Annotated in this window: 21 protein-coding genes and 1 riboswitch; of the genes, 11 read left to right on the forward strand and 10 right to left on the reverse strand. The window is 42.7% G+C overall.

Translation table 11 applies throughout. From position 1 onward, the window contains the following. Window positions 1-5: 5 nt before the first annotated feature. From thiH to thiS, 6 genes are all read right to left on the reverse strand, one after another. Window positions 6-1,118, reverse strand: a complete 1,113-nt coding sequence (gene thiH, locus AC57BQ_RS07220) for a 2-iminoacetate synthase ThiH (protein WP_496405633.1) — start codon at window positions 1,116-1,118, stop codon at window positions 6-8. After that, entirely contained in the window at window positions 1,111-1,878 is a 768-nt protein-coding gene (locus AC57BQ_RS07225) for a thiazole synthase (protein ID WP_496405634.1), read from the reverse strand. Before AC57BQ_RS07225 ends, thiH begins: the two co-directional genes overlap by 8 nt. Next, on the reverse strand, window positions 1,879-2,523 hold the full coding sequence (locus tag AC57BQ_RS07230) for a thiamine phosphate synthase (RefSeq protein WP_496405635.1): 645 nt from the start codon (window positions 2,521-2,523) through the stop codon (window positions 1,879-1,881). A 33-nt stretch (window positions 2,524-2,556) separates the two neighbouring features. Next, a complete protein-coding gene (locus AC57BQ_RS07235) occupies window positions 2,557-3,177 on the reverse strand; it encodes a thiamine phosphate synthase (protein ID WP_496405636.1) in 621 nt (206 codons plus the stop codon). Between the two features lie 285 nt (window positions 3,178-3,462). Next, window positions 3,463-5,346, reverse strand: a complete 1,884-nt coding sequence (gene thiC / locus AC57BQ_RS07240; protein ID WP_496405637.1) for a phosphomethylpyrimidine synthase ThiC — start codon at window positions 5,344-5,346, stop codon at window positions 3,463-3,465. Between the two features lie 85 nt (window positions 5,347-5,431). After that, entirely contained in the window at window positions 5,432-5,635 is a 204-nt protein-coding gene (thiS, locus tag AC57BQ_RS07245; protein WP_496405638.1) for a sulfur carrier protein ThiS, read from the reverse strand. 66 nt (window positions 5,636-5,701) lie between these two features. Next, window positions 5,702-5,795: riboswitch (TPP riboswitch) on the reverse strand. Window positions 5,796-5,922: 127 nt separating this feature from the next. Between thiS and AC57BQ_RS07250 the strand changes: the two genes are divergently transcribed. The 3 genes from AC57BQ_RS07250 (at window position 5,923) to AC57BQ_RS07260 (ending at window position 9,849) form a co-directional block, all read left to right on the forward strand. After that, the gene (locus AC57BQ_RS07250) at window positions 5,923-6,441 is read left to right on the forward strand and encodes a DinB family protein (RefSeq protein ID WP_496405639.1); all 519 of its coding nucleotides are present in this window, start codon (window positions 5,923-5,925) and stop codon (window positions 6,439-6,441) included. A gap of 245 nt (window positions 6,442-6,686) precedes the next feature. Beyond that, window positions 6,687-7,148: a DUF4268 domain-containing protein gene (locus AC57BQ_RS07255; RefSeq protein WP_496405640.1), complete on the forward strand. Its 462-nt coding sequence runs from the start codon at window positions 6,687-6,689 to the stop codon at window positions 7,146-7,148. A gap of 238 nt (window positions 7,149-7,386) precedes the next feature. Next, window positions 7,387-9,849 (forward strand): glutaminase family protein, encoded by a 2,463-nt coding sequence (locus tag AC57BQ_RS07260; protein WP_496405641.1) that lies wholly within the window; start codon window positions 7,387-7,389, stop codon window positions 9,847-9,849. A gap of 174 nt (window positions 9,850-10,023) precedes the next feature. On the opposite strand, the gene AC57BQ_RS07265 is transcribed toward AC57BQ_RS07260, so the two are convergent. Further along, window positions 10,024-10,716: a hypothetical protein gene (locus tag AC57BQ_RS07265; RefSeq protein WP_496405642.1), complete on the reverse strand. Its 693-nt coding sequence runs from the start codon at window positions 10,714-10,716 to the stop codon at window positions 10,024-10,026. Window positions 10,717-10,942: 226 nt separating this feature from the next. Between AC57BQ_RS07265 and AC57BQ_RS07270 the strand changes: the two genes are divergently transcribed. From AC57BQ_RS07270 to AC57BQ_RS07285, 4 genes are all read left to right on the forward strand, one after another. After that, window positions 10,943-12,259 (forward strand): MFS transporter, encoded by a 1,317-nt coding sequence (locus AC57BQ_RS07270; protein WP_496405643.1) that lies wholly within the window; start codon window positions 10,943-10,945, stop codon window positions 12,257-12,259. Window positions 12,260-12,272: 13 nt separating this feature from the next. Further along, a complete protein-coding gene (locus tag AC57BQ_RS07275) occupies window positions 12,273-13,001 on the forward strand; it encodes a (Fe-S)-binding protein (RefSeq protein ID WP_496405644.1) in 729 nt (242 codons plus the stop codon). A gap of 287 nt (window positions 13,002-13,288) precedes the next feature. Continuing rightward, window positions 13,289-14,581, forward strand: a complete 1,293-nt coding sequence (locus tag AC57BQ_RS07280) for a hypothetical protein (RefSeq protein ID WP_496405645.1) — start codon at window positions 13,289-13,291, stop codon at window positions 14,579-14,581. Between the two features lie 85 nt (window positions 14,582-14,666). Next, window positions 14,667-15,206, forward strand: coding sequence for a DinB family protein (locus tag AC57BQ_RS07285; protein WP_496405646.1), 540 nt, complete (start codon window positions 14,667-14,669; stop codon window positions 15,204-15,206). A gap of 53 nt (window positions 15,207-15,259) precedes the next feature. Here AC57BQ_RS07285 and AC57BQ_RS07290 read toward each other — a convergent pair whose 3' ends face one another. After that, a complete protein-coding gene (locus tag AC57BQ_RS07290) occupies window positions 15,260-15,553 on the reverse strand; it encodes a hypothetical protein (RefSeq protein WP_496405647.1) in 294 nt (97 codons plus the stop codon). Between the two features lie 584 nt (window positions 15,554-16,137). Between AC57BQ_RS07290 and thrS the strand changes: the two genes are divergently transcribed. The 4 genes from thrS to rplT all read left to right on the forward strand — a co-directional run bounded on the left by thrS (window position 16,138) and on the right by rplT (window position 19,349). Then, window positions 16,138-18,063: a threonine--tRNA ligase gene (gene thrS / locus AC57BQ_RS07295; RefSeq protein ID WP_496405648.1), complete on the forward strand. Its 1,926-nt coding sequence runs from the start codon at window positions 16,138-16,140 to the stop codon at window positions 18,061-18,063. Between the two features lies 1 nt (window position 18,064). Then, on the forward strand, window positions 18,065-18,631 hold the full coding sequence (infC, locus tag AC57BQ_RS07300) for a translation initiation factor IF-3 (RefSeq protein WP_090470682.1): 567 nt from the start codon (window positions 18,065-18,067) through the stop codon (window positions 18,629-18,631). A 94-nt stretch (window positions 18,632-18,725) separates the two neighbouring features. Beyond that, on the forward strand, window positions 18,726-18,926 hold the full coding sequence (gene rpmI, locus AC57BQ_RS07305; RefSeq protein WP_076369190.1) for a 50S ribosomal protein L35: 201 nt from the start codon (window positions 18,726-18,728) through the stop codon (window positions 18,924-18,926). 78 nt (window positions 18,927-19,004) lie between these two features. Then, a complete protein-coding gene (gene rplT / locus AC57BQ_RS07310) occupies window positions 19,005-19,349 on the forward strand; it encodes a 50S ribosomal protein L20 (RefSeq protein ID WP_076369188.1) in 345 nt (114 codons plus the stop codon). Window positions 19,350-19,424: 75 nt separating this feature from the next. On the opposite strand, the gene AC57BQ_RS07315 is transcribed toward rplT, so the two are convergent. Together AC57BQ_RS07315 and AC57BQ_RS07320 are read right to left on the reverse strand one after the other, a co-directional pair. After that, complete coding sequence (locus AC57BQ_RS07315) at window positions 19,425-20,159, reverse strand: SRPBCC family protein (protein WP_496405649.1); 735 nt, start codon at window positions 20,157-20,159, stop codon at window positions 19,425-19,427. Window positions 20,160-20,224: 65 nt separating this feature from the next. Next, the gene (locus tag AC57BQ_RS07320) at window positions 20,225-21,484 is read right to left on the reverse strand and encodes a serine hydrolase (RefSeq protein WP_496405650.1); all 1,260 of its coding nucleotides are present in this window, start codon (window positions 21,482-21,484) and stop codon (window positions 20,225-20,227) included. Window positions 21,485-21,510 lie beyond the last annotated feature (26 nt).

Here is a 21,510-nt window from a genome sequence, read left to right on the forward strand (position 1 = left end):
AGCCCCTATGTTAAACAATTATCCCAATCCTTCCATACCGGTTCATAGCCCTGCTGTGTGATCACTTTGGCAATCTCAGCAGGACTCCGTTCGTCCGAGATCTCAAACTGCTCTAATGATTCCGGTTCAACGGCATAGCCCCCGGGATTGGTTTTTGAACCCGCGCTGATGGAGGTGATGCCCAGTTTGATAATATTGTTTCTGAAATGGGGTGATTCGCGGGTGGAGATGGACAGTTCCACTTCCTCATTAAACAAACGGTAAGCACAGATCAGCTGAACTAGCTCGCGGTCGTTCATCTCAACTTTAGGTTCCAGTCCGCCACTAAAAGGTCGCAACCGGGGGAACGACAGGCTATATTTGCTTTGCCAGTATTTCTTTTCAAGGTAATTTAAGTGCAGGGCGGTAAAAAAGCAATCCGTCCGCCAATCCTCCAGTCCAATCAACACGCCCAGGCCCATTTTATGGATGCCTGCCTGTCCAAGCCGATCGGGCGTTTCCAGGCGGTACTTAAAGTTGGATTTTTTTCCTTTGGGGTGATGTTTTTTGTAATCTTCCCGGTGATAGGTTTCCTGGTAAACCAGTACCGTATTTAAACCATAGGGTGTCAGCTGCGCATAGTCTTCCAGATCCATGGGCTGTACTTCCATAGAGATATGCGCAAAATGCGGACGGATAAGCTCCAGTACTTTTTTAAAGTAATCTACATGAACCGTAACGTTGTCCTCGCCGGTCACTAAAAGTACGTGCTCATATCCCATATCCTTGATCACCGCCACTTCCTGCATAATTTCCATGGGCGACAGCGTTTTCCGCCTCACCTTATTGTCATAGCTAAAGCCGCAATAAGTGCAAATATTGCTGCATTCGTTGGACAGATAAAGCGGCACATACATCTGGATCACCTTACCAAAACGTTTAAGCGTAAGTTGCTGACTAAGCTGCGCCATTTGCTCCAGGTAAGGGGCAGCTGCAGGTGAAACCAGCGCTTTAAAATCCTCCAGCGTACGTTTATTACTGGACAAAGCCTTTTCCACATCAGCACCGGTTTTGGCGTAGATGCTGGCTTTTACCTCATCCCAGTTATAGGTTTCAAAAATATCGTTAAAACTATGCATCTAAAAAAGAGGTTAAAGGACTGCTGGCAATAGCATGGGAAACGGGGGAGGCCAGTTTGGCCTCAAAAGCCATTCGGCCTGCTTCCACAGCCATTTTAAAAGCGGCGGCCATCCGCACCGGATCACCGGAAACGGCTATAGCAGTGTTAACCAATACGGCATCCGCGCCAATTTCAAGCGCCCAAGCAGCATCAGATGGTGAACCTATCCCGGCATCAATAATAACAGGCACATTGCTTTGTGCTATGATGATCTCTAAAAAATCAATGGTTTTTAAACCTTTATTACTGCCAATCGGTGAACCAAGGGGCATCACGGCGGCTGTACCCGCATCTTCCAGGCGTTTGCACAAAACAGGGTCGGCATGGATATAGGGAAGCACCACAAAACCCATTTTGGCCAGTTCTTCCGTGGCTTTAAGGGTTTCGATAGGGTCTGGCATCAGGTATTTGGGATCGGGATGGATCTCCAGTTTTATCCAGTTGGTTTCCAGCGCTTCACGGGCCAGTTGTGCCGCAAAAATAGCTTCTTTGGCATTGCGTACACCAGATGTATTGGGCAGCAGGTTGATATGTGGGTATTTTAAACGGATCAGCAGATCGTCCTGCTCATTGTTTTTGACATCAACGCGCTTTAGGGCTACCGTTACCAGTTCGGAACCCGAAGCCACCAAGGCTTCCTCCATCAATGCAGATGAGCTAAATTTCCCTGTCCCCGTAAACAGACGGGAACTGAAAGTTTTATCGGCTATTTTTAACATTTATACTTCTTTTAAAACGTTCATATGTAACTGCCGGTAGATATGTTGGGTAGTTTGTGCCGCATCGACAGCGTATGTGATTGCTCCAGAAATGGCCACACCATGTACGCCGGTTTGCATGATAGCCGGGATATCATCCGGTTCAATTCCACCAATGGCGATGATCGGGATGTTGATCCCGGCCGATCTCACCCGTTCCAAAATTTCCCGATAACCTTCCAGTCCTAAAATCGGACTCAACTTTTCTTTGGTTTTGGTAAACCGGTAGGGCCCCAGTCCAATATAATCGGCACCTTCGGTAACTCTTTGTTCAATGTGCTCAAAAGTGTTAGCTGTCCCGCCGATGATCATTTGATTGCCCACTATTTGCCGCGCCTGGGCAATAGGTATATCCTGTAAACCGAGGTGCAGACCGTAAGCGCCGGATTTTAGCGCAATTTCCGGATGATCGTTCACGATCAGCTTTGCGCCAAATTCTTCGCATAATGCCCGGGCTTCCAGCGCGTATTCCAGGATCAAGTTTTCGGGCTGATCTTTTACCCGGAGCTGGATCCATTTACAGCCGGCGCTTAGCGAGGCTTTTATAGCCGTAAGGTGCGTTCCGTTTGGCGGTTGTTGCGATATATAATGAAGTTTATCAATCATGGTTGTTTAAGCTAAAAGTAAAAGGCATAAAGCCTAAAGCGTTGGTCGTTGGTGTTTATTTGGAAGATATTCTTGTAATATGTTGAAATTGGTGATGGCGTGCGCAGGATCATTCCATATTGTACCCAAAACAGCTGCGCCGTCAAATCCTGTGTGCATTAGTTTATCCAGGTTCGAAAGTTCCACACCACCTAATGCGATAATCCTGGGATGAGTGTCATCTCGATTTATTCGAAAATCTTCTGTCAGGTTACTTTGATACCCTGGTTTGGATATGCTGTTAAATACAGGCCCGAAAAAGGTATAATCAAATGACTTTAATGAGCTCAAGTCAGTTATATCATGAATCGATGTGCTCAACACATAACCTTCTTCTTTTTGATGACCCAGTTTATCCTGTTCGGTAGCCAATCTGTCCCTTTCTGTATAGTGCAGTCTTCTGATAGCAAAATCTATAGCGATGTGATGGTGTTGATGTAAGGCGATATGAGGATAATATCGTTCGTCAATTTGTCTTAATAAGCCTGATACCTGTTGTTCATCCCAATCGGGTTTTCGCAAATGAAAACGCGTTAAGCCTGCCTCGAGTAATTGGTTAATTATCCAGGTTTCATTCGCTACCGCATCGGGATGTGAAATAACTATCAGTTGCATATTTTAATAACAATATTGTAAAAAGGGCCTGTCAGTCTGAGCCTGTCGAAGACTCGTGTGTAGAAGCCCGCCCGCCATGCTTCGACAAGCTCAGCATGACACCCAACTCCCATGTCATTGCGAGGAGGAACGACGAAGCAATCTCCTCGCGTGCTTCTACTATGGATGAGATTGCCGCGCTGCGCTCGCAATGACATACTTTATAAAAGATTGAATTTTGCCCATAATTTAATAGGTTATTCCTCTTTCAGAGCCCTTTTTAATTCTCAGCATTACATCCAATATCTACAGGTATATTTCGCTTCCTTTCTCCGTAAACTCCTTTGATTTTTGCTCCATACCTTTGGCCAGCGCGGCTGCCTCATCTACACCATTTTCTTTGGCATACTCCCGTACATCCTGTGTGATTTTCATCGAACAGAAGTTAGGGCCGCACATGGAGCAGAAGTGGGCGATCTTCGCGCCATCGGCAGGCAGGGTTTCATCATGAAACTCTCTGGCTGTATCGGGATCGAGGGACAGGTTAAACTGGTCTTCCCACCTAAACTCAAAACGGGCCTTACTTAAGGCATTGTCCCGGTATTGCGCGCCGGGATGACCTTTAGCCAAGTCGGCAGCATGGGCCGCTATTTTATAGGTGATCACCCCATCTTTCACATCCTTTTTGTTGGGTAAACCCAGATGCTCTTTAGGCGTAACATAACACAACATAGCGGTACCAAACCAACCGATCATGGCAGCGCCAATGGCCGAGGTAATGTGGTCGTAACCGGGGGCAATATCTGTAGTCAGCGGACCTAAGGTATAAAAAGGTGCCTCACCGCAATGTGCCAGTTGCTTATCCATGTTTTCCTTGATCATGTGCATTGGGATATGACCAGGGCCTTCAATAATGGTTTGTACATCGTGTTTCCATGCAATTTTGGTGAGCTCGCCCAAGGTTTCCAGTTCGCCGAACTGCGCGGCATCATTAGCATCGGCAATACAGCCTGGTCGTAGTCCATCACCTAAAGAGAAGGCAACATCATAGGCTTTCATGATCTCACAGATCTCTTCAAAATGGGTATACAGGAAATTCTCTTTATGATGAGCCAGGCACCATTTGGCCATGATAGAGCCGCCCCGTGATACAATACCGGTAATGCGTTTAGCGGTCAACGGCACATAGCGCAATAACACACCGGCGTGAATGGTAAAATAATCAACGCCTTGTTCTGCCTGCTCGATCAGGGTATCCCGGAATAATTCCCAGGTCAGGTCTTCAGCTTTGCCGTTCACTTTTTCCAGTGCCTGGTAGATAGGTACGGTACCAATGGGTACGGGCGAATTACGGATGATCCATTCGCGTGTTTCGTGGATGTTTTTCCCGGTAGATAGATCCATAATGGTATCCGCTCCCCAACGGCAGGCCCATACCGCTTTTTCTACTTCTTCTTCAATACTGGAAGTAACGGCCGAGTTGCCAATGTTGGCATTGATCTTCACCAAAAAGTTGCGACCGATGATCATCGGCTCAATTTCGGGATGGTTAATATTAGAAGGGATCACGGCACGACCAGCGGCAACTTCTGAGCGTACAAATTCGGGTGTGATATATCCTTTTGGTGTATTTGCTCCAAAACTATGGCCCAGATGCTGATGGCTCATCACCTCGTATTGCCCGTTCAATTGTTCTTTTAACAGATCGATACGCTGATTTTCGCGAATGGCAATGTATTCCATCTCGGGTGTAATGATGCCTTTTCTGGCGTAATACATCTGCGATACGTTCATGCCAGGTTTCGCCCGCAAAGGTTTGCTTACATAAGCAAAACGCAGCTCATCCAGGCTGCTATCATGTAAGCGCTGCTGCCCGTATTGAGAGGATATTCCTTCCAGCTGTTCCACATCGCCCCGGTTCATGATCCATTGTTCCCGCAAACGGGGGAGACCTTTTTTAACGTCGATAACCACATCAACATCAGTATACGGGCCGCTGGTATCATAAACGGTAACCGGCGCGTTAGGTTCTGTTTCGCCAAAACGGCCATGCAGTTTGGTATCGCTTAAACTGATCTCGCGCATGGCTACCTGTATGTCATGGAGCTGACCTTTCACAAAAACTTTCTTGGAGGCCGGGAACGGATCGGTAGTTAGTACCTGATCGGTTGGAATTTTTTCTTGCTTCATCCTTATACAATTATTGATTTAGTGATTTTTTATTGTTGAGGGGCGTTTTTATGGCTGTTTCATCTACACATCCGCACATCTGCTTTTACCCGCCTTGTGTTGCTTTGATAATGACGATTTGATCGTGGGGGCTGATGTGGTGATCGGCCCAGCTGGCCCGTGGAATAATGGCCTGGTTGATGGCTACGGCGATACCTTTGGGCAGCGCATTAAATACAATAGCCAGCATTTGCTGCACATTGCACACATCGGTAACCTGGTAAGTTTGTTGATTTACGGTGATTTCCATTCTGTTTCTAAAATCTTGACTTTAGGAATGGCCCCGTTACATGGAGGAAAGAAAAAATAACCCCACAGGGTTATCGTCACTTTTCCCTTCGGCAGTACTAACTGCATCAGGTTCAAAGGGTATTATCTCAGTCCATTAAAGGACACCCCTAAAGTTGCGGTAAACTTATAAAAAAATAGATAATTCAAAGAATTTCCATTTTTTTTAAATTTCTTTTGACACTACTGACATAAGGTTGTCACTGGCCCATGGTTTCTTTGTCATACAAAATCAAAACAAAAGAAACCATGGAAACAAACGCAATTCAACAACAAGTAAACAATTCAGCCGCTCAGCTTATTTCACCAGAAGCTTTATTAAACCACTGGCAAGGCCATCGCAAATTAACCCGGAAAGTTATTGAGGCCTTTCCGGAAGATAAATTATTCGGTTATTCCGTTGGAGGGATGCGTTCATTTGGTGTGATGGCTATTGAAATTATGGATATAGCTCATTATGGCATTGATGGTATCATCACCGGCAAGTGGAATAACCTGCTTGATCATTCTTCAGGTACAATACCGGCACAATCCAAAGCTGAAATTTTGAAGCAATGGGATCAGATCACAGATCAAATTAATGAGTACTGGCCTCAAATTTCCGTAGAGCGTTTTTTAGAAGTTGAACTGGCGTTTGGAGCTTATGAAAATCAAAATATTGGCACTATACTTTATGCTATTGATAACGAGATCCATCACCGCGCGCAAGCCTATGTTTACCTGCGCACCTTAGGTATTGAACCACCGGCATTTTGGGACAGGTATTAAGCTGACCCCATAAATCAAAAAAGCAGCCGGTTGAGGCTGCTTTTTTATTGTTCTTATAGAACCTATTTCTTAGTCACTGGTAAATTTCTGTTATAAGTATGAACCATCACCCTGATCTTATTAAAATTATAATCTTTATTCTTATCCAGTTGTGTCGCTACCTTCGGTTTATCCTTTAAACTTACGACATCCATTGCCAATATTTTCTATAATTTTACAGGCTCAGTAAAATCAACAATAATAAATTGTACTCAAAAGACGAGGCATCACAGATCAGGCAGGCTTTTTGGACCGCATTTGGGCAATATATAGCACCACAACTATCGGCCGATGGTTTAAGAATCAACTGGATCAATTATAAAACCGGTATTAAACACCTGAGCTTTAAAATGCAAACCGGTAATCGTCAGGCTTACATCGCTATTGAAATATCCCACCCGGACGCCGGTATGCAGGAACTGATGTTTGAGCAGTTCAAAGAGCTGAAAACAATATTGGATAGCAACCTTAACGAGGAGTGGGAATGGGAACTGCATACCCGCGACGAAAGCAATAAACTGGTAAGCCGCATCATCAAAACATTGCCATCTGCAAGTATCTTTAACCGTAACGACTGGCCAGCCCTGATCTCCTTTTTTAAACCCCGTATCATAGCCCTTGATGAATTCTGGAGCGTAGCCCAGTATAGTTTTGAAGTGTTTAAGTAAAATCAGATGTGCAGATGAGATCGAATGTGCAGATATGCAGATTTCAGATGTGCAGATTTAAAAATTCAATCATTAACCAATTCCTTCATCTGCACATCCTCACATTTGCATATCTGCACATCTAATTCTACATATCGTCTCAATTAATCGTCAATTTAACGCTTTTTGTAGTGGTGTGCCTGTTTTAAGCCGAAAAATGCAAATATTTACGGCTCTATAATAAACCATTTATAAAAACATGAAAAGGTTCCCATTTGTTGTTTGCCTAGTGTTAGCAGGCTTTTTGGCCCGGGCACAGGTTACCAAAGCGCCTGCTTATCCGCTTATTACGCACAATCCTTATTTCAGTATCTGGTCGTTCACAGATAACTTGAATGAATCTACTACGCACCACTGGACCGGCAAAGATCAATCGTTGGTGGGCCTCATTAAAGTCGACGGTACCGTTTACCGTTTTATGGGTAAGGAGCCGGTGGAGTATAAAACCGTACTGGCCACGGCCGACGAAAAACCTTATACCTGTAAATTTACGGAGGCAGAGCCTTCAAAAGATTGGGCATCCGCCAAATTTGATGACAGTAGTTGGAAAACAGGCACAGCACCTTTCAGTAACGATAAACAGGCTGCCAAAACCTTATGGACAGGTAAGGAAATCTGGGTGCGCCGTACTTTTACATTGAATGATCTTAACTTTAATAAACTTTGGCTGAGGCTACACCATGATGATGAAGCCGAGGTCTACATCAATGGTAAAAAAGTAAGTGAACAAGGCGGGGCCAATGGCGATCTGCAATATTTCACACTTTCTAATGATGCTGTAAGCTCCCTGAAAAAAGGTGAAAATGTACTGGCCTTACATTGTACCAACACTGGGGGAGGTGCATGGTTGGATGCCGGTTTGGCCGATGAGCTAAAACCTACCGGTCATGCGGCCCTTCAACTGGCAAAACAAACCAGTGTAACCTTAAATGCCACACAAACTATTTATAACTTTAAATGCGGTAAGGCCGACCTGCAATTGACTTTCACTTCGCCATTGCTGATGAATGATCTGAGCATTCTATCACGCCCGGTATCCTATATCAGCTATAAGGTAAAATCAAATGATGGCGCCTCGCATGATGTAAAGGTTTACTTCGGCGCATCTGCAGATATTGCGCGTAATACACCGCAGCAACCTGTAACCACGCAACAATACACATCAGGCAAGCTATCTGTTTTAAAAGCTGGTACAATAGAGCAACCGGTACTGCAAAAGAAAGGTGACGACCTGCGCATCGACTGGGGGTATATGTACGTGGCTGTGCCTAAAACAGCAAACGCCCAGCAATATGTAAGCACTGGTAAACAATCGGTCGATTCATTTTTTAGCGGCGACAGCAAATCAACGGCAAAGGAGGGGAGTAACCTGATTTTAAATACCGTGATACCTTTTGGCAAGGTGGGCAAAACCGCTGTAGCAAAATTTGTAGAACTGGGTTATGATGATATTACACCAGTGCAATACTTCCATACCAATTTAAAACCATGGTGGCAAAACGCGCAAACCAAAATTATAGAACAGGTATTAGCAAAAGCCGCTGCGGAATATCCGGCAGTGCTGCAAAAATGCGCCGCGTTTAATACTTCCATGTATAAAGATGCTCAAAATGCCGGTGGCACACCATACGCTAAACTGTGTGTGCTGGCTTACAGGCAGGCTATCTCAGCTCATACACTGGTGAAAAGTCCGCAGGGTGAAGTTTTGTTCCTGTCGAAAGAGAATTTTAGTAATGGTTCTATCAATACCGTTGACGTAACTTATCCATCGGCGCCTTTATTCCTGCTTTACAACCCTAAATTAATGGAAGGTATGCTGAATGGGATCTTCTATTTTAGCGAGACCGGTAAATTCGCCCATGATTTTGCCGCACATGATCTGGGTACCTATCCTTTAGCCAACGGACAAACCTATGGTGAGGGAATGCCGGTGGAAGAATCTGGTAATATGCTGGCCTTAACCGCGGCTATAGTAAGAGCCAATGGCAATAACCCGGCTTATGCCAAAAAGCATTGGAAAACACTAACCACCTGGACAAATTACCTGGCTAAAGAAGGTTTAGACCCTGCCAATCAGTTATGTACAGATGATTTTGCCGGTCACCTGGCGCGCAATGCCAATTTATCGGCTAAGGCCATTGTGGGTGTTGGTTGTTATGCTCATTTGGCCGAGTTGCTCGGTCAAAAGGATGTAGCTGCAAAATACCGTGCGATGGCTAAGGATATGGTGGCCAAATGGATGAAAATGGCCGATGCCGGCGATCATTATTCGCTGGTGTTTGATAAAAAAGACACCTGGAGCCAGAAATATAATATTGTTTGGGATAAAATATTGGGCTTAAACCTGTTCCCGCAATCGGTTTATGATCGTGAGATAAAATTCTATCTGACCAAACAAAATCAATATGGTATACCATTGGATAGCCGTAAAACCTATACCAAAAGCGACTGGATCATCTGGACGGCTACTTTAGCCAAAAACAGGGCCGATTTTGAGGCGTTGGTTAATCCGGTTTATAAATATGCTATGGAAACACCAACCCGCGTACCTCTGAGCGACTGGCACGAAACTATCAACGGCAAACAGGTAGGTTTCCAGGCCCGCAGTGTGGTAGGCGGATACTATATCAAGCTATTACAACAAAAATGGAGCGGTAAATAAACCCAACCCAAATCCTCTCCAAAAGAGGGACCATAAATAAAAATACACGCGTCATTGCGAGGTACGAAGCAATCTCTATGCTGTACAGAGCAAACATGCATAGTTGACCTGCCTGTGTAGAGATTGCTTCGTACCTCGCAATGACGCTTTTTGATTCTGGTCTAAATTTCCTACCTACATCCCCGAAGGCACCCCCCAGGTATCCGCATTAAACATCGGGTTGATCTCGAAGCTATCATACTGGATAACGAGTTTTTTTATTCCCGATGTTACCACCTCATGAAATGGGATCATGATACCCTGTACCGGGCGCAGATCTGACAACACGGATATAGACGTACGGCCGAATGTTTTATTAGCTTCGGCCACCAATTGGTTTTGATCGTTGATAGCAAAAATATAGTCGTTACCATCCAATTTACATAAAACCGAGTAGGTGTTGTTTTTGAGCTTTTGCGCATTCAGTACCTGCATCTGGTTGATGGCCGGTTTGCGCAAGCCCAACAATCCCGAATAGAATGTGCTTTTCATTTCCGCTATCCGTGCTGCCGGCATAGGGGCTTTTCTACCGTTAAGCCATTGCCATCCATCACCATTTTCTTCCTGTTCAACAGAAACCATTTTGCCATTTTCCCAAAGCTCTATCCGTATCTTATTGCCGGGGATATCCACATAGGATATCGCTTTAACGCCCATAATAGTGGCCGAATAACGCATTGTTTTGATCATGTCGAGCTTACTGTCGCCATGAATGCTGTTGGCTTTTAAAAGCAACGCTTTCGCGTCGGTATGATGGGATATATCTGTAGTTATTGTGCTTGTTTTACCGGTTTCATTCATAGCATTAGTAGTTTTGGCCGATCCCATTCACCTATTAACTTCTCTGGATCGTCAGCATTGGTTTCCATACCAACTGATTTGTAAAAAAGATGTATTTCAATTGCTGCACACAATCTTGAAAATACTAAAATGTCCTTTTCCCTCAAAAATTAAACCAGTATTACTCCACACGCCGATAATCATGGTGTGTTTTTATACGCTATGTTTGGTCCCCTTTTCGCAAATAGCAAAATTTGTATACTTTTATTGTTCAATGGAAACCAAAAACAATAAGAAAACCATCAGGGCCTGGGCCTTTTTTGATTGGGCCAATTCTGCCTACAACCTGGTCATTACTTCCACCATCTTTCCGGCTTATTATGTGGCTATTACCAAAGCCAATGGGGGTAGGGTGACTTTCTTCGGCAAAAGTTTTGTTAACACGGCGCTTTCTGATTATGCTTTGTCCGCCGCCTACCTGATCATTGTTTTATTGTTGCCCATACTATCGTCCATTGCCGATTATAAGGGGAATAAAAAGATCTTCATGCAGTTTTTTACGGCCATTGGTGCCTTAGCGTGCTGCGTGCTGTATTTTTTCGATGTAAATCATATCGAACTGGGCATTATAGCCTTCGCACTGGCTGCTATAGGCTACAGCGGCGGCTTTGTATTTTATAACTCATACCTGCCCGAAATTGCTACTGTTGACATGCAGGATAAGGTGAGCGCCAAAGGGTTTACCTATGGCTATATCGGCAGCGTATTGCTGCAGCTTATTTGCTTTGTATTTGTGATGAAACCCGAGTTGTTTGGTATTGTTGATGCAACATTCCCGGCCCGTTTATCATTCTTGTTGGTTGGTTTATGGTGGATGGGTTTCGCTCTTATACCATTCATCGTACTACCCAAAGGGAGTCCCAATGCGGTTAGTCACGACCATAACATCATTAAAGGAGGCTTTATAGAATTAGGAAAAGTTTGGAAAAAAGTGAAGACCATGCCTTTGCTCAAAAGATATCTCCCCGCGTTTTTCTTTTACTCCATGGGGGTACAAACCATTATGCTGGTAGCCACAGGTTTCGCGGCCAAAGAACTGCATATGCCTACGTCGGCGTTAATCACCACCATTTTAATCATTCAGTTGGTGGCCATTGGCGGGGCTACTTTAATGTCCAGATTATCCGGAAAGTTCGGCAACGTAAGGGTATTGATCGCCGTGGTGATCATCTGGATAGGGGTATGCGCCGCAGCTTATCTAACCACTACAGCTACAGAGTTTTATGTGGTAGCGGCAGTGGTGGGTTTGGTGATGGGCGGGATCCAGTCCATGTCACGTTCCACCTACTCTAAATATTTACCCGAAAACATTACCGACACTGCATCGTTCTTCAGTTTTTATGACGTTACCGAAAAGTTGGCGATAGTGGGCGGTGTGTTCAGCTTCGGCTTTTTTGAAGAACTGACCGGCAGTCCGCGTAATTCGGTGCTGGTACTGGCCATCTTTTTTATAATAGGTTTAATATTATTGTTTTCTTTGCTATCGGCAGAAAATAAGCTTAAGAAAAATTCGGAGCTTAGCGCCGTGTAATTTGGTGTAAGAGATGAAGATTGAGTTATTTGTACCCTGTTTTATTGATCAGTTATTCCCGGATACCGCTTTTAATACCGTAAAGGTATTGGAAAAAGCAGGGTGTAAAGTAAGCTTTAACCCTAACCAAACCTGCTGCGGTCAGCCGGCCTTTAACGCCGGTTTTTGGGACGAAGCCAAAGCCGTGGGTAGTAAATTCCTGAATGATTTTTCGGACGATAGCGTGATCGTAACTCCATCGGCTTCCTGTACCGGCATGGTGAAAAACTATTATAACGATCTGTTTACCAATACCGCGGTTCATAATAAATGCCGGGCTGTACAGGGCAATATCTACGAACTGTCGGATTTCCTGGTGAACATCCTGCAATTCGACTATTTCGGCGCCGAACTTGACGGCAAAGCCGTTTATCATGACAGCTGCGCCGCACTGCGAGAGTGTAAAATAAAAGATGAGCCCCGCCAGCTGCTCTCCAAAGTATTGGGCCTGGAACTGCTCGATCTGAAAGACAGCGAAACCTGCTGTGGTTTTGGCGGTACATTTGCCGTTAAATTTGATGGCATATCCACCGCTATGGCTCAGCAAAAGGTTGATAATGCCCTGGCCGTAGGAGCAGAGTACATCATCTCTACCGATGCTTCCTGTCTGTTACATCTGCAAAGCTATATCGACAAAAACGGTCTCCCCATTAAAACCATGCACCTGGCCGATGTACTGACGCTGGGCTGGGGGAATGTTTGATTATTGATTTGGGAATTGGGATTTTGGATTTTTGTTAACAGAGGACAAGTGCGAGTGCTCCCGCAAGCGTCCCGCTTGTGGTTCTTTATATATCGAATATCTTAAAATTTCCGCATAATTACCACAAGCGGGACGCTTGCGGGAGCGGAGGATTTGGGATGTTCGATTTCCGATTTTGTAATGAATCGAACAGGGAAGTAGTATTATAGGTCTTAGTTCAAACCATAAGAATATAGTGTTTTGAAAGTGATTCTTTATTTTAACAGATATCTTTCCAAAATAATACAATGAAAAAACTTTTCTTCCTGACTCCGATATTGTTTTTCCTGTTCAATAAGCCCAAGACCACTATCGACAATAATTCAGCTAAACTTAATCAAATAGCTGCAAAATATGTGACACTCGGCCTTACGATAAGTCAGTATGACGTTGATTTTCTTAATATTTATTATGGCCCTGATTCCTTAAGGCCAACGCAGATCAAGGCTGAAATTTTCCCTAAAGATAGTTTGCTAAAAGAAGTAGATAAGTTACAGGCAGGTTTAAAAGATATTGAAATATCAGCAGCAGATACTGACCTAAACCGCGCTAAATGGATATCGGCACAGTTATTAGCCTTTAGTCGCCGTATTAAGATATATTCACATGATTACAACTCTTTTGATGAAGAATCAAAAGAGTTGTTTGGCCTGGTGGCTCCTGTTTATTCCGAAAATTATTACAAAGGCATAGTGGCCCATCTTGACAGCTTGTTGCCTGGTAAAGGATCAGTGGAAAGGCGTTTTAAAACTTTGGCCAGTAAATTTATTATTCCAAAAAACAAAGTGGATGTGGTTTTTAAGGCTGCTATTGCCGAGGCCAGAAAACGCACTTTGAGCCATTGTAAATTACCCGATGCAGAAAACCTTACATTAGAGTATGTGACAAATAAGCCCTGGCTTGGCTATAACTGGTACAAAGGTGGTTATAAAAGCGTTGTACAAATAAATACAGACTTACCAATATTTATTGATGAGGCCATTAATACAGGAAGTCATGAAAGTTATCCGGGGCACCATGTGTACAATACACTGCTCGAAAAGAATCTTTATCATGATAAAGGATTGGTAGAATTATCCATATTTCCGGTTTATAGTCCTCAATCTTTGATTGCTGAAGGAAGTGCTAACTATGGTATTGAACTTACTTTTCCGGGAGATGAAAAGGTTGTTTTTGTAAAAAATGTTCTATTACCATTGGCCGGAATTGACACAACTGGTATATCCATCTATTTTAAAGCCTTGGAAGTAGGTAACAAATTAAATTATACTACCAACGAAGCCGCCAGAGCGCTATTGAATGGCGCTAAGTCTAATTCTAAAGCATTAAAATATTTAAGTATGAATACCTACGGAAGAAGAGAGATTAGCTTTATAAAAAAATATCGGAGTTATGTGATTAATTACAATTATGGAAAAGATATTGTAAAAAACTATATTGAAAGTAAAGTCGGTACAACGAAAAATACTGAAAAACGATGGGAATTGTTTGGGGAATTATTAAATAATGAGGTGTTGGCAAACAACCTTGTTAATAATTAAGATTAGAATGACTTGCGAAAATTCAATCAACTGATTTCCCGTAAATACGATTGGACAATTTGTAATTGAATTCGCAAATTTGATCATGAAAATAATACCACCACCACAACCAGGAGAATACCCACCATACGCTATCATGTACATGAAATTACTGCCTACGGATGGCTTGATATTAAAGCACCTGCAGGATAATTTTGATATGGTGAAGCAGCTGATGTATTCCTTGCCCGAAGATGTCTTATATCATCGCTATGCTCCCGGTAAATGGAGCATAAAAGAAACATTGGTGCATATTATTGACGACGAACGCATTTTTGCCTATCGTGCCCTGCGCTTCGCCCGTAACGAAAAAAACAACCTCATCGGTTTTGATCAGGACGCCTACGCGCTTTATTCCGAAGCCGACAGCCGTTCGCTCGATAATATTTTTGAAGAATATGAGGCGGTGAGGAGAGCAACTATTGCTTTATTCAATGGTTTACCTGATAATGCCTTTGGTAGGATGGGGCATGGCACCGGTACCGCTAATGACGCCACCGTAAGGGCACTGGCTTATCATATTGCCGGGCACGAGTTGCATCATGTCAACATTATTAAAGAGAAGTATCTGAACCTGGGGTATTGAAAAAGCATTAATTTTTAAAACAGGGTTGAACTTGCTGGCAAGTACTCCGCTGTTTAACTTCCGGCGAATGGCGTACCGAAGATGCCAACAGCAAGTTCCAGCCAAACAAGGACGAGTGCTGTCAGAACCATCGCGCAGGCAGCTATCCGGTACCCTGTCTTTTTTACCTTCCTTATCACAAGCTCGCACATCAATCCCGTGCCGAGCAGTAATACAGCGGCCACAATAAAGTCAGGAAATGACCATTTCACTTCGTTTGTAAATTGCATAGCTATCAATGGTATCAGCAATAAAAGCACAACTGTGAGTACTATGCCAAGGAGTCGTTTGTTTTTGGTGATCATCATGTTCGGTTTTAAATAGTAGCACAAATATAACATAAAGTACTTTGTAATACAAAGTAAAATATTAAAAATATTTCCATCATCGTTTATTTGCCCATTCAGGCGTTTTCGCTTCAATGATATTTTACTTTTTGATGCAGTAATTGTAAGCGGGTAGGGTAGTTGAAATTTGCCGGTCTGCTCCGGATTTCGTATCTTTATATTCAATAACAGCCCGCTGCTCTTTTATCAGAGTAGCGGGCTGTTTAGTTAAGGTCAAATCAAGGCCAAAAATAGATAGTTTTTTGTTACTTATTTGAATATCAGTTATTTAGTACTTTTTAAACCTTTCAAAACCCATCAAAAATTTGTTAAAAAGTGTTAAAATGGCGTTAAAACTTTGTTAAAATGAGAAAATCCAACGCTTTTTTGCCCGTTTTCGACTAAAAAAGTGTTAAAATTTAAGGTTTAAAAAGTTTTCGAAAAGGGTGAGGGAATTTTGAAAATCTAAATCAAAATAAAATCTTAATTTAGCGCCACAAAAATAAAGATCACTTTGTAGGTGATCGGCAAACGTAATTTTATAAAAATTTAAATCATAGTTGTAGATGATTAGTATTACACTTCCTGATGGATCCGTTCGTCAGTATGACAAAGGGATCACTTCCTTGCAGATCGCCCTATCGATCTCCGAAGGATTAGCACGTAACGTATTAGCCGCCGAAGTTGATGGACAGGTTTGGGATGCCAGCCGCCCCATTGAACAGGACGCACACGTTAAATTATTAACCTGGAACGATACTTCGGGTAAATCAACCTTCTGGCATTCATCGGCCCACTTAATGGCCGAAGCTTTGGAAGCACTGTATCCGGGTACCAAATTCGGTATCGGTCCGGCTATTGAAACAGGCTTCTATTATGATGTTGATTTTGGCGACCGTGAATTCTCTTCAGACGAGTTTAAACAGATTGAAGATAAAATCATTGAGCTGGCCAAAACCAAAGAAGAATATATCCGCAAACCGGTAAGCAAAGCCGATGCGATTGAATATTTTACTGAAAAGGGGGACGAATACAAGCTTGATCTGATCAAGGATCTGGCCGATGGTTCCATCACCTTTTATACACAGGGTAACTTTACCGATCTGTGCCGTGGGCCGCATATCCCTAATACAGGCTTTATAAAAGCTGTTAAACTGATGAGCGTTGCTGGTGCTTACTGGCGCGGCGATGAAACACGTAAACAGCTTACCCGTATTTACGCGGTTACATTCCCTAAAGCCAGCGAGCTTACTGAGTATCTGCACATGATCGAAGAAGCTAAAAAGCGCGATCACCGCAAACTGGGTAAAGAACTGGAATTGTTCACTTTCTCCGAAAAAGTGGGTATGGGCCTGCCATTGTGGTTACCAAAAGGTGCAGCCTTACGCGAACGCCTGACCAACTTTTTGCAGAAGGCGCAGGTTAGGGCAGGGTATGAGCAGGTAATTACACCACATATTGGGCATAAAAACCTGTACGTAACGTCAGGTCACTATGAAAAATATGGTGCCGATTCGTTTCAGCCGATAAAAACACCGCAGGAAGGAGAGGAGTTCTTCTTAAAACCGATGAACTGCCCGCATCACTGCGAAATATACAAAAGCAAACCGCGCTCATACAAGGATCTGCCAGTACGTTTGGCAGAATTTGGTACAGTTTACCGCTATGAGCAAAGCGGCGAGTTGCACGGCTTAACCCGTGTACGTGGCTTTACTCAGGACGACGCGCACTTATTTTGCCGCCCTGATCAGGTAAAAGAAGAGTTTAAAAAGGTGATCGACCTGGTATTATACGTGTTCAAGGCATTAGGCTTTGATAACTATACCGCGCAGGTATCACTTCGCGACCCGGAAAATAAAGCCAAATATATTGGTACTGATGAAAATTGGGCTTTGGCGGAGTCGGCTATCATTGAAGCTGCTGATGAAAAAGGTTTGATCACCGTTCAGGAATTAGGCGAAGCTGCTTTTTACGGTCCTAAGCTTGATTTTATGGTAAAAGACGCCCTGGGTCGTAAATGGCAATTGGGTACCATACAGGTTGATTATAACCTTCCGGAGCGCTTTGAACTGGAATACACTGGCAGCGATAATCAGAAACACCGCCCGGTAATGATTCACAGGGCGCCGTTTGGTTCTCTGGAACGTTTTATCGCCGTATTAATTGAGCATTGCGCAGGTAATTTTCCACTTTGGTTATCGCCGGAGCAGTTTATTATTTTACCCATATCAGAAAAATTTGAGGAATATGCAAAAAAACTTTCTGATGTGTTAAAAGATTCCGATATTTGCGGGCTGATTGATTTTAGAGACGAGAAGATAGGGCGTAAGATACGTGATGCTGAAGTCAAAAAGATCCCTTATATGTTGATTGTGGGTGAAAAAGAAGCTGCCGAAGGCTTGGTTTCTGTAAGGAAACATGGTCAGGGCGATTTGGGAAGTATGAGCATAGAAGATTTTAAAGAACAAATAACTAAAGAAATAAAAGTATAACTTGGCATTAAACAAACCCTTCAATAGAGGACCAAGGCTTCCTTTTAAGAAAAAAGAAGCTGAACACAACATTAATCAATTCATCAGGGCTCAGGAAGTTCGTCTTGTAGGCGACAACGTTGAGCAGGGAGTTTACTCCTTAAGAGACGCACTGGCAATTGCACAGGAGCAGGAGCTTGACCTGGTTGAAATATCTCCAAACGCTGTTCCACCAGTTTGTAAAGTAACGGACTATAACAAGTTCATTTACGAACAAAAGAAAAAGCTGAAAGAGATAAAAAACAATGCCAAGCAAACGGTTATTAAAGAGATCCGTTTCGGACCGAATACCGATGATCATGACTTTGAGTTTAAACTAAAGCATGCTATGAAGTTTTTGGAAGCCGGCGAAAAGGTGAGAGCCTACGTACACTTTAAGGGCCGTGCCATTGTGTATAAAGAGCAGGGTGAAATCCTGTTATTACGTTTTGCACAGGCGTTGGAAGATAATGGTAAAGTAGAACAATTACCAAAGCTCGAAGGAAAAAGGATGTTTTTAACCCTGGCTCCTAAAGCAGTAAAGAAGTAAATAAAACAGGCTGATGTGTAAAGTTAAAATGCACGGAAGCAACAAAAGGAAAACGTTGAGAAACGTTAATATCTAAAAACAAATAAATAGAGTTATGCCAAAAATGAAAACCAATTCCAGTGCAAAAAAGCGTTTTAAGCTTACTGGAACCGGTAAAATCGCAAGAAAAAACGCATACAAAAGCCACATCTTAACCAAGATGTCGACAAAACGTAAGCGTGCCCTTGGTCACACCAGCTTAGTATCTAATGCTGACATGGGTAACGTTAAACGTATGCTTTGTATCGGAAAGTAATTCACAAATTTTTTAACCAGGTATTAGAGTTTTAAGTTCTGTTATAAAAGCAGGCACTCACTACCAAAATCAAACAAGATGCCACGTTCAGTTAACGCAGTAGCGTCGAGAAGACGCAGGAAAAGGATCATGAACCTCGCCAAAGGTTATTGGGGTTCACGTAGCAAGGTTTATACCGTTGCAAAAAACACAGTTGAAAAAGGTTTACAGTACGCATATCGTGACCGTAAAACCAAAAAAAGAGAGTTCAGAGCTTTATGGATACAGCGTATTAACGCAGGTGCCCGTCAGCACGGAATTTCTTACTCTCAATTAATAGGTAAATTAGCAGCAAAAGAAATCGGTTTAAACCGTAAAGTATTAGCTGATTTAGCGATGAATCATCCTGATGCTTTCAAAGCCGTAATTGATGCAGTAAAATAATATAAAATACTAATAATTAGTATTTTACAAAACAAAAGAGGTCGCAATTTGCGGCCTCTTTTGTTTTGTTGGTAGTTAAAGTATGATCACCGTTGGTGTAAATTCTTCACTGTCGTTATCAAGATCCATGTACTGTTTAAAGTTTTGTACATCCTTATCAACCATCCTTTTAAATACGGGGTTTAATATTTTAGCAATGCCTGTACCCAGTCCACCGGCAGGTGGCTGATAGCTGATAACGACATCAACAATAGTTCCCATACCATCCGGCGTATCCTGAAAACGTACTTTACCTGCGTTGTTGATCATAGAATCAGGCAGGGAGCTCCAGCCGATCATCTCATTGGGTTCATCCTTTACAATTTCGGCATGCCAGCTTACCGTTGCCACACCGGCAGGGAGTTTTAAAACCCAATAGGAGTAGGTGGGGTCTATGGTTTCTACACTTTCCAAATGTTTCATAAACAGAGGTAAATTATCCAGCTTACGCCAAAAATCATATACCTTATGCCGGGGTTTATCAACTGTAAACGACGAGCGGATATTGATATTAACCGGGTTGGTTGAAAGTTTGCCTATGCGCTTGTACAATTCACAATGACCGGTAATGCCACGGCTTAACAGGTAACCACCAGCTCCCAATTTAACAACACTGCTTAACGGACTGGAGAAAAGATTTTTAAAACCGGATAAACCCAATTTTACACCACCAATGATAGATGTATATCGCTCTGGCCATTTCAGGTTTACGCGGTCATCACCGTAAAGTACAGGGAAATTATCAGTATATTTTACAATTGTAGTTGCCATAGTATTGTTTAAATGATTGTAGAATTTAAACAGTATACCCCAAGCTAAGTTTTTTTTAAATGAAGTTATTTTACCGGAACGTAATTAAATTTAAACTGAGTTAAATTAGGTTGGTGCTTTTTGGGTCTTTTCAACTCATACTGATATATAGCACGCCCCAGGTTTTTTAAAAATGGAAGGCAAACTGTAGCATATTCATATTTATTATCGTTATAAACCCCATCCTCGTTTGATTGTACAACCGCAGTAAGTAAAAACTCTACATTGTTTTTAAAGTCGATGAAGTAGGCGTTATCAATATCATATCCATAACTGTCACCCACCTTATTAAATATCCTGATATTGGGTTCAATTGTGGCAGTGCTGTCGCCACCATAATATAAGAACTTGCAGTATGCCGGGAAATATTCTGGTCGGTTGTAGGTTGGTTTTATGTTTTCGGTAGGAAACGTACTCATGTAGCGATATATAAAGGCGTAATCGGCAGGAGTAAGGTTGTACCGCTGATCTACCGGGAATGTTTGCGGGAAAAGCAATCTTTTTAAGACTTGTTGCTGATCGGCAATGGAGTATACATTCTTTTCGCTCAGATTAAAAGGCTTATTCACCAGGCGATCGCTGCTATCGAGATAGGCCTTACCCATGATCATATTATCCAGATGCATGGGATAGCTCAAGCTATCATATAAGGCTTTTTTGTGATAAACTGCCTGGTTTCCATTATAAAAAGTGATAGGGTTAGTGTGCCGGGTATTTTCGCCTGCATCGCCTACAGAAAGTCGTCCTACAATACGGGTATGATACAACTGGTATTTTTTAAGTTTACGATTGATCTCCTCGCGGCCAACAAATTCATATAAGCGATTGAAAGCGTCGTTATCACTCACCAGCAATATCTTTTTGATATAATTCGCAATACTGGGCAATCCATTAGCTGATGAAGTGTCTGTTTTTACCCTGGTTTGCTTGGCAAAGGCACTGTCGGTGATCATGACTGATTTTTGGGTTAAGCCTTTAATGTGCAGCTCATGAAGCTTTTCGAGCGCGAAAATGGCCGTTGGTAATTTAACTGTGCTTGCAGGATAAAAATAATGTTTAGCGTTTAGGTGATAACTATATGATTTAAAATGAGGTATATTGTTTTTATCCCGATCGATCTGCGTGTAAAGTATTTGTACCTCATTTTGGGTAGGGTGGTTCAGTATTCCACTAAATAGCTCTGGACGACTCTGTAAAAGTCCCTTTAAAAAAATGGTATCAGGTTGCTGGGCAAAGCAGGGAATAACAGTGATTATGAATAGCAGAAGTGTAGTGTACAATTTCATTATCATAAATATACAGATTGTTACTT

It is taken from the genome of Mucilaginibacter sp. BGA-UO-ETr-C110 (assembly GCF_059567985.1).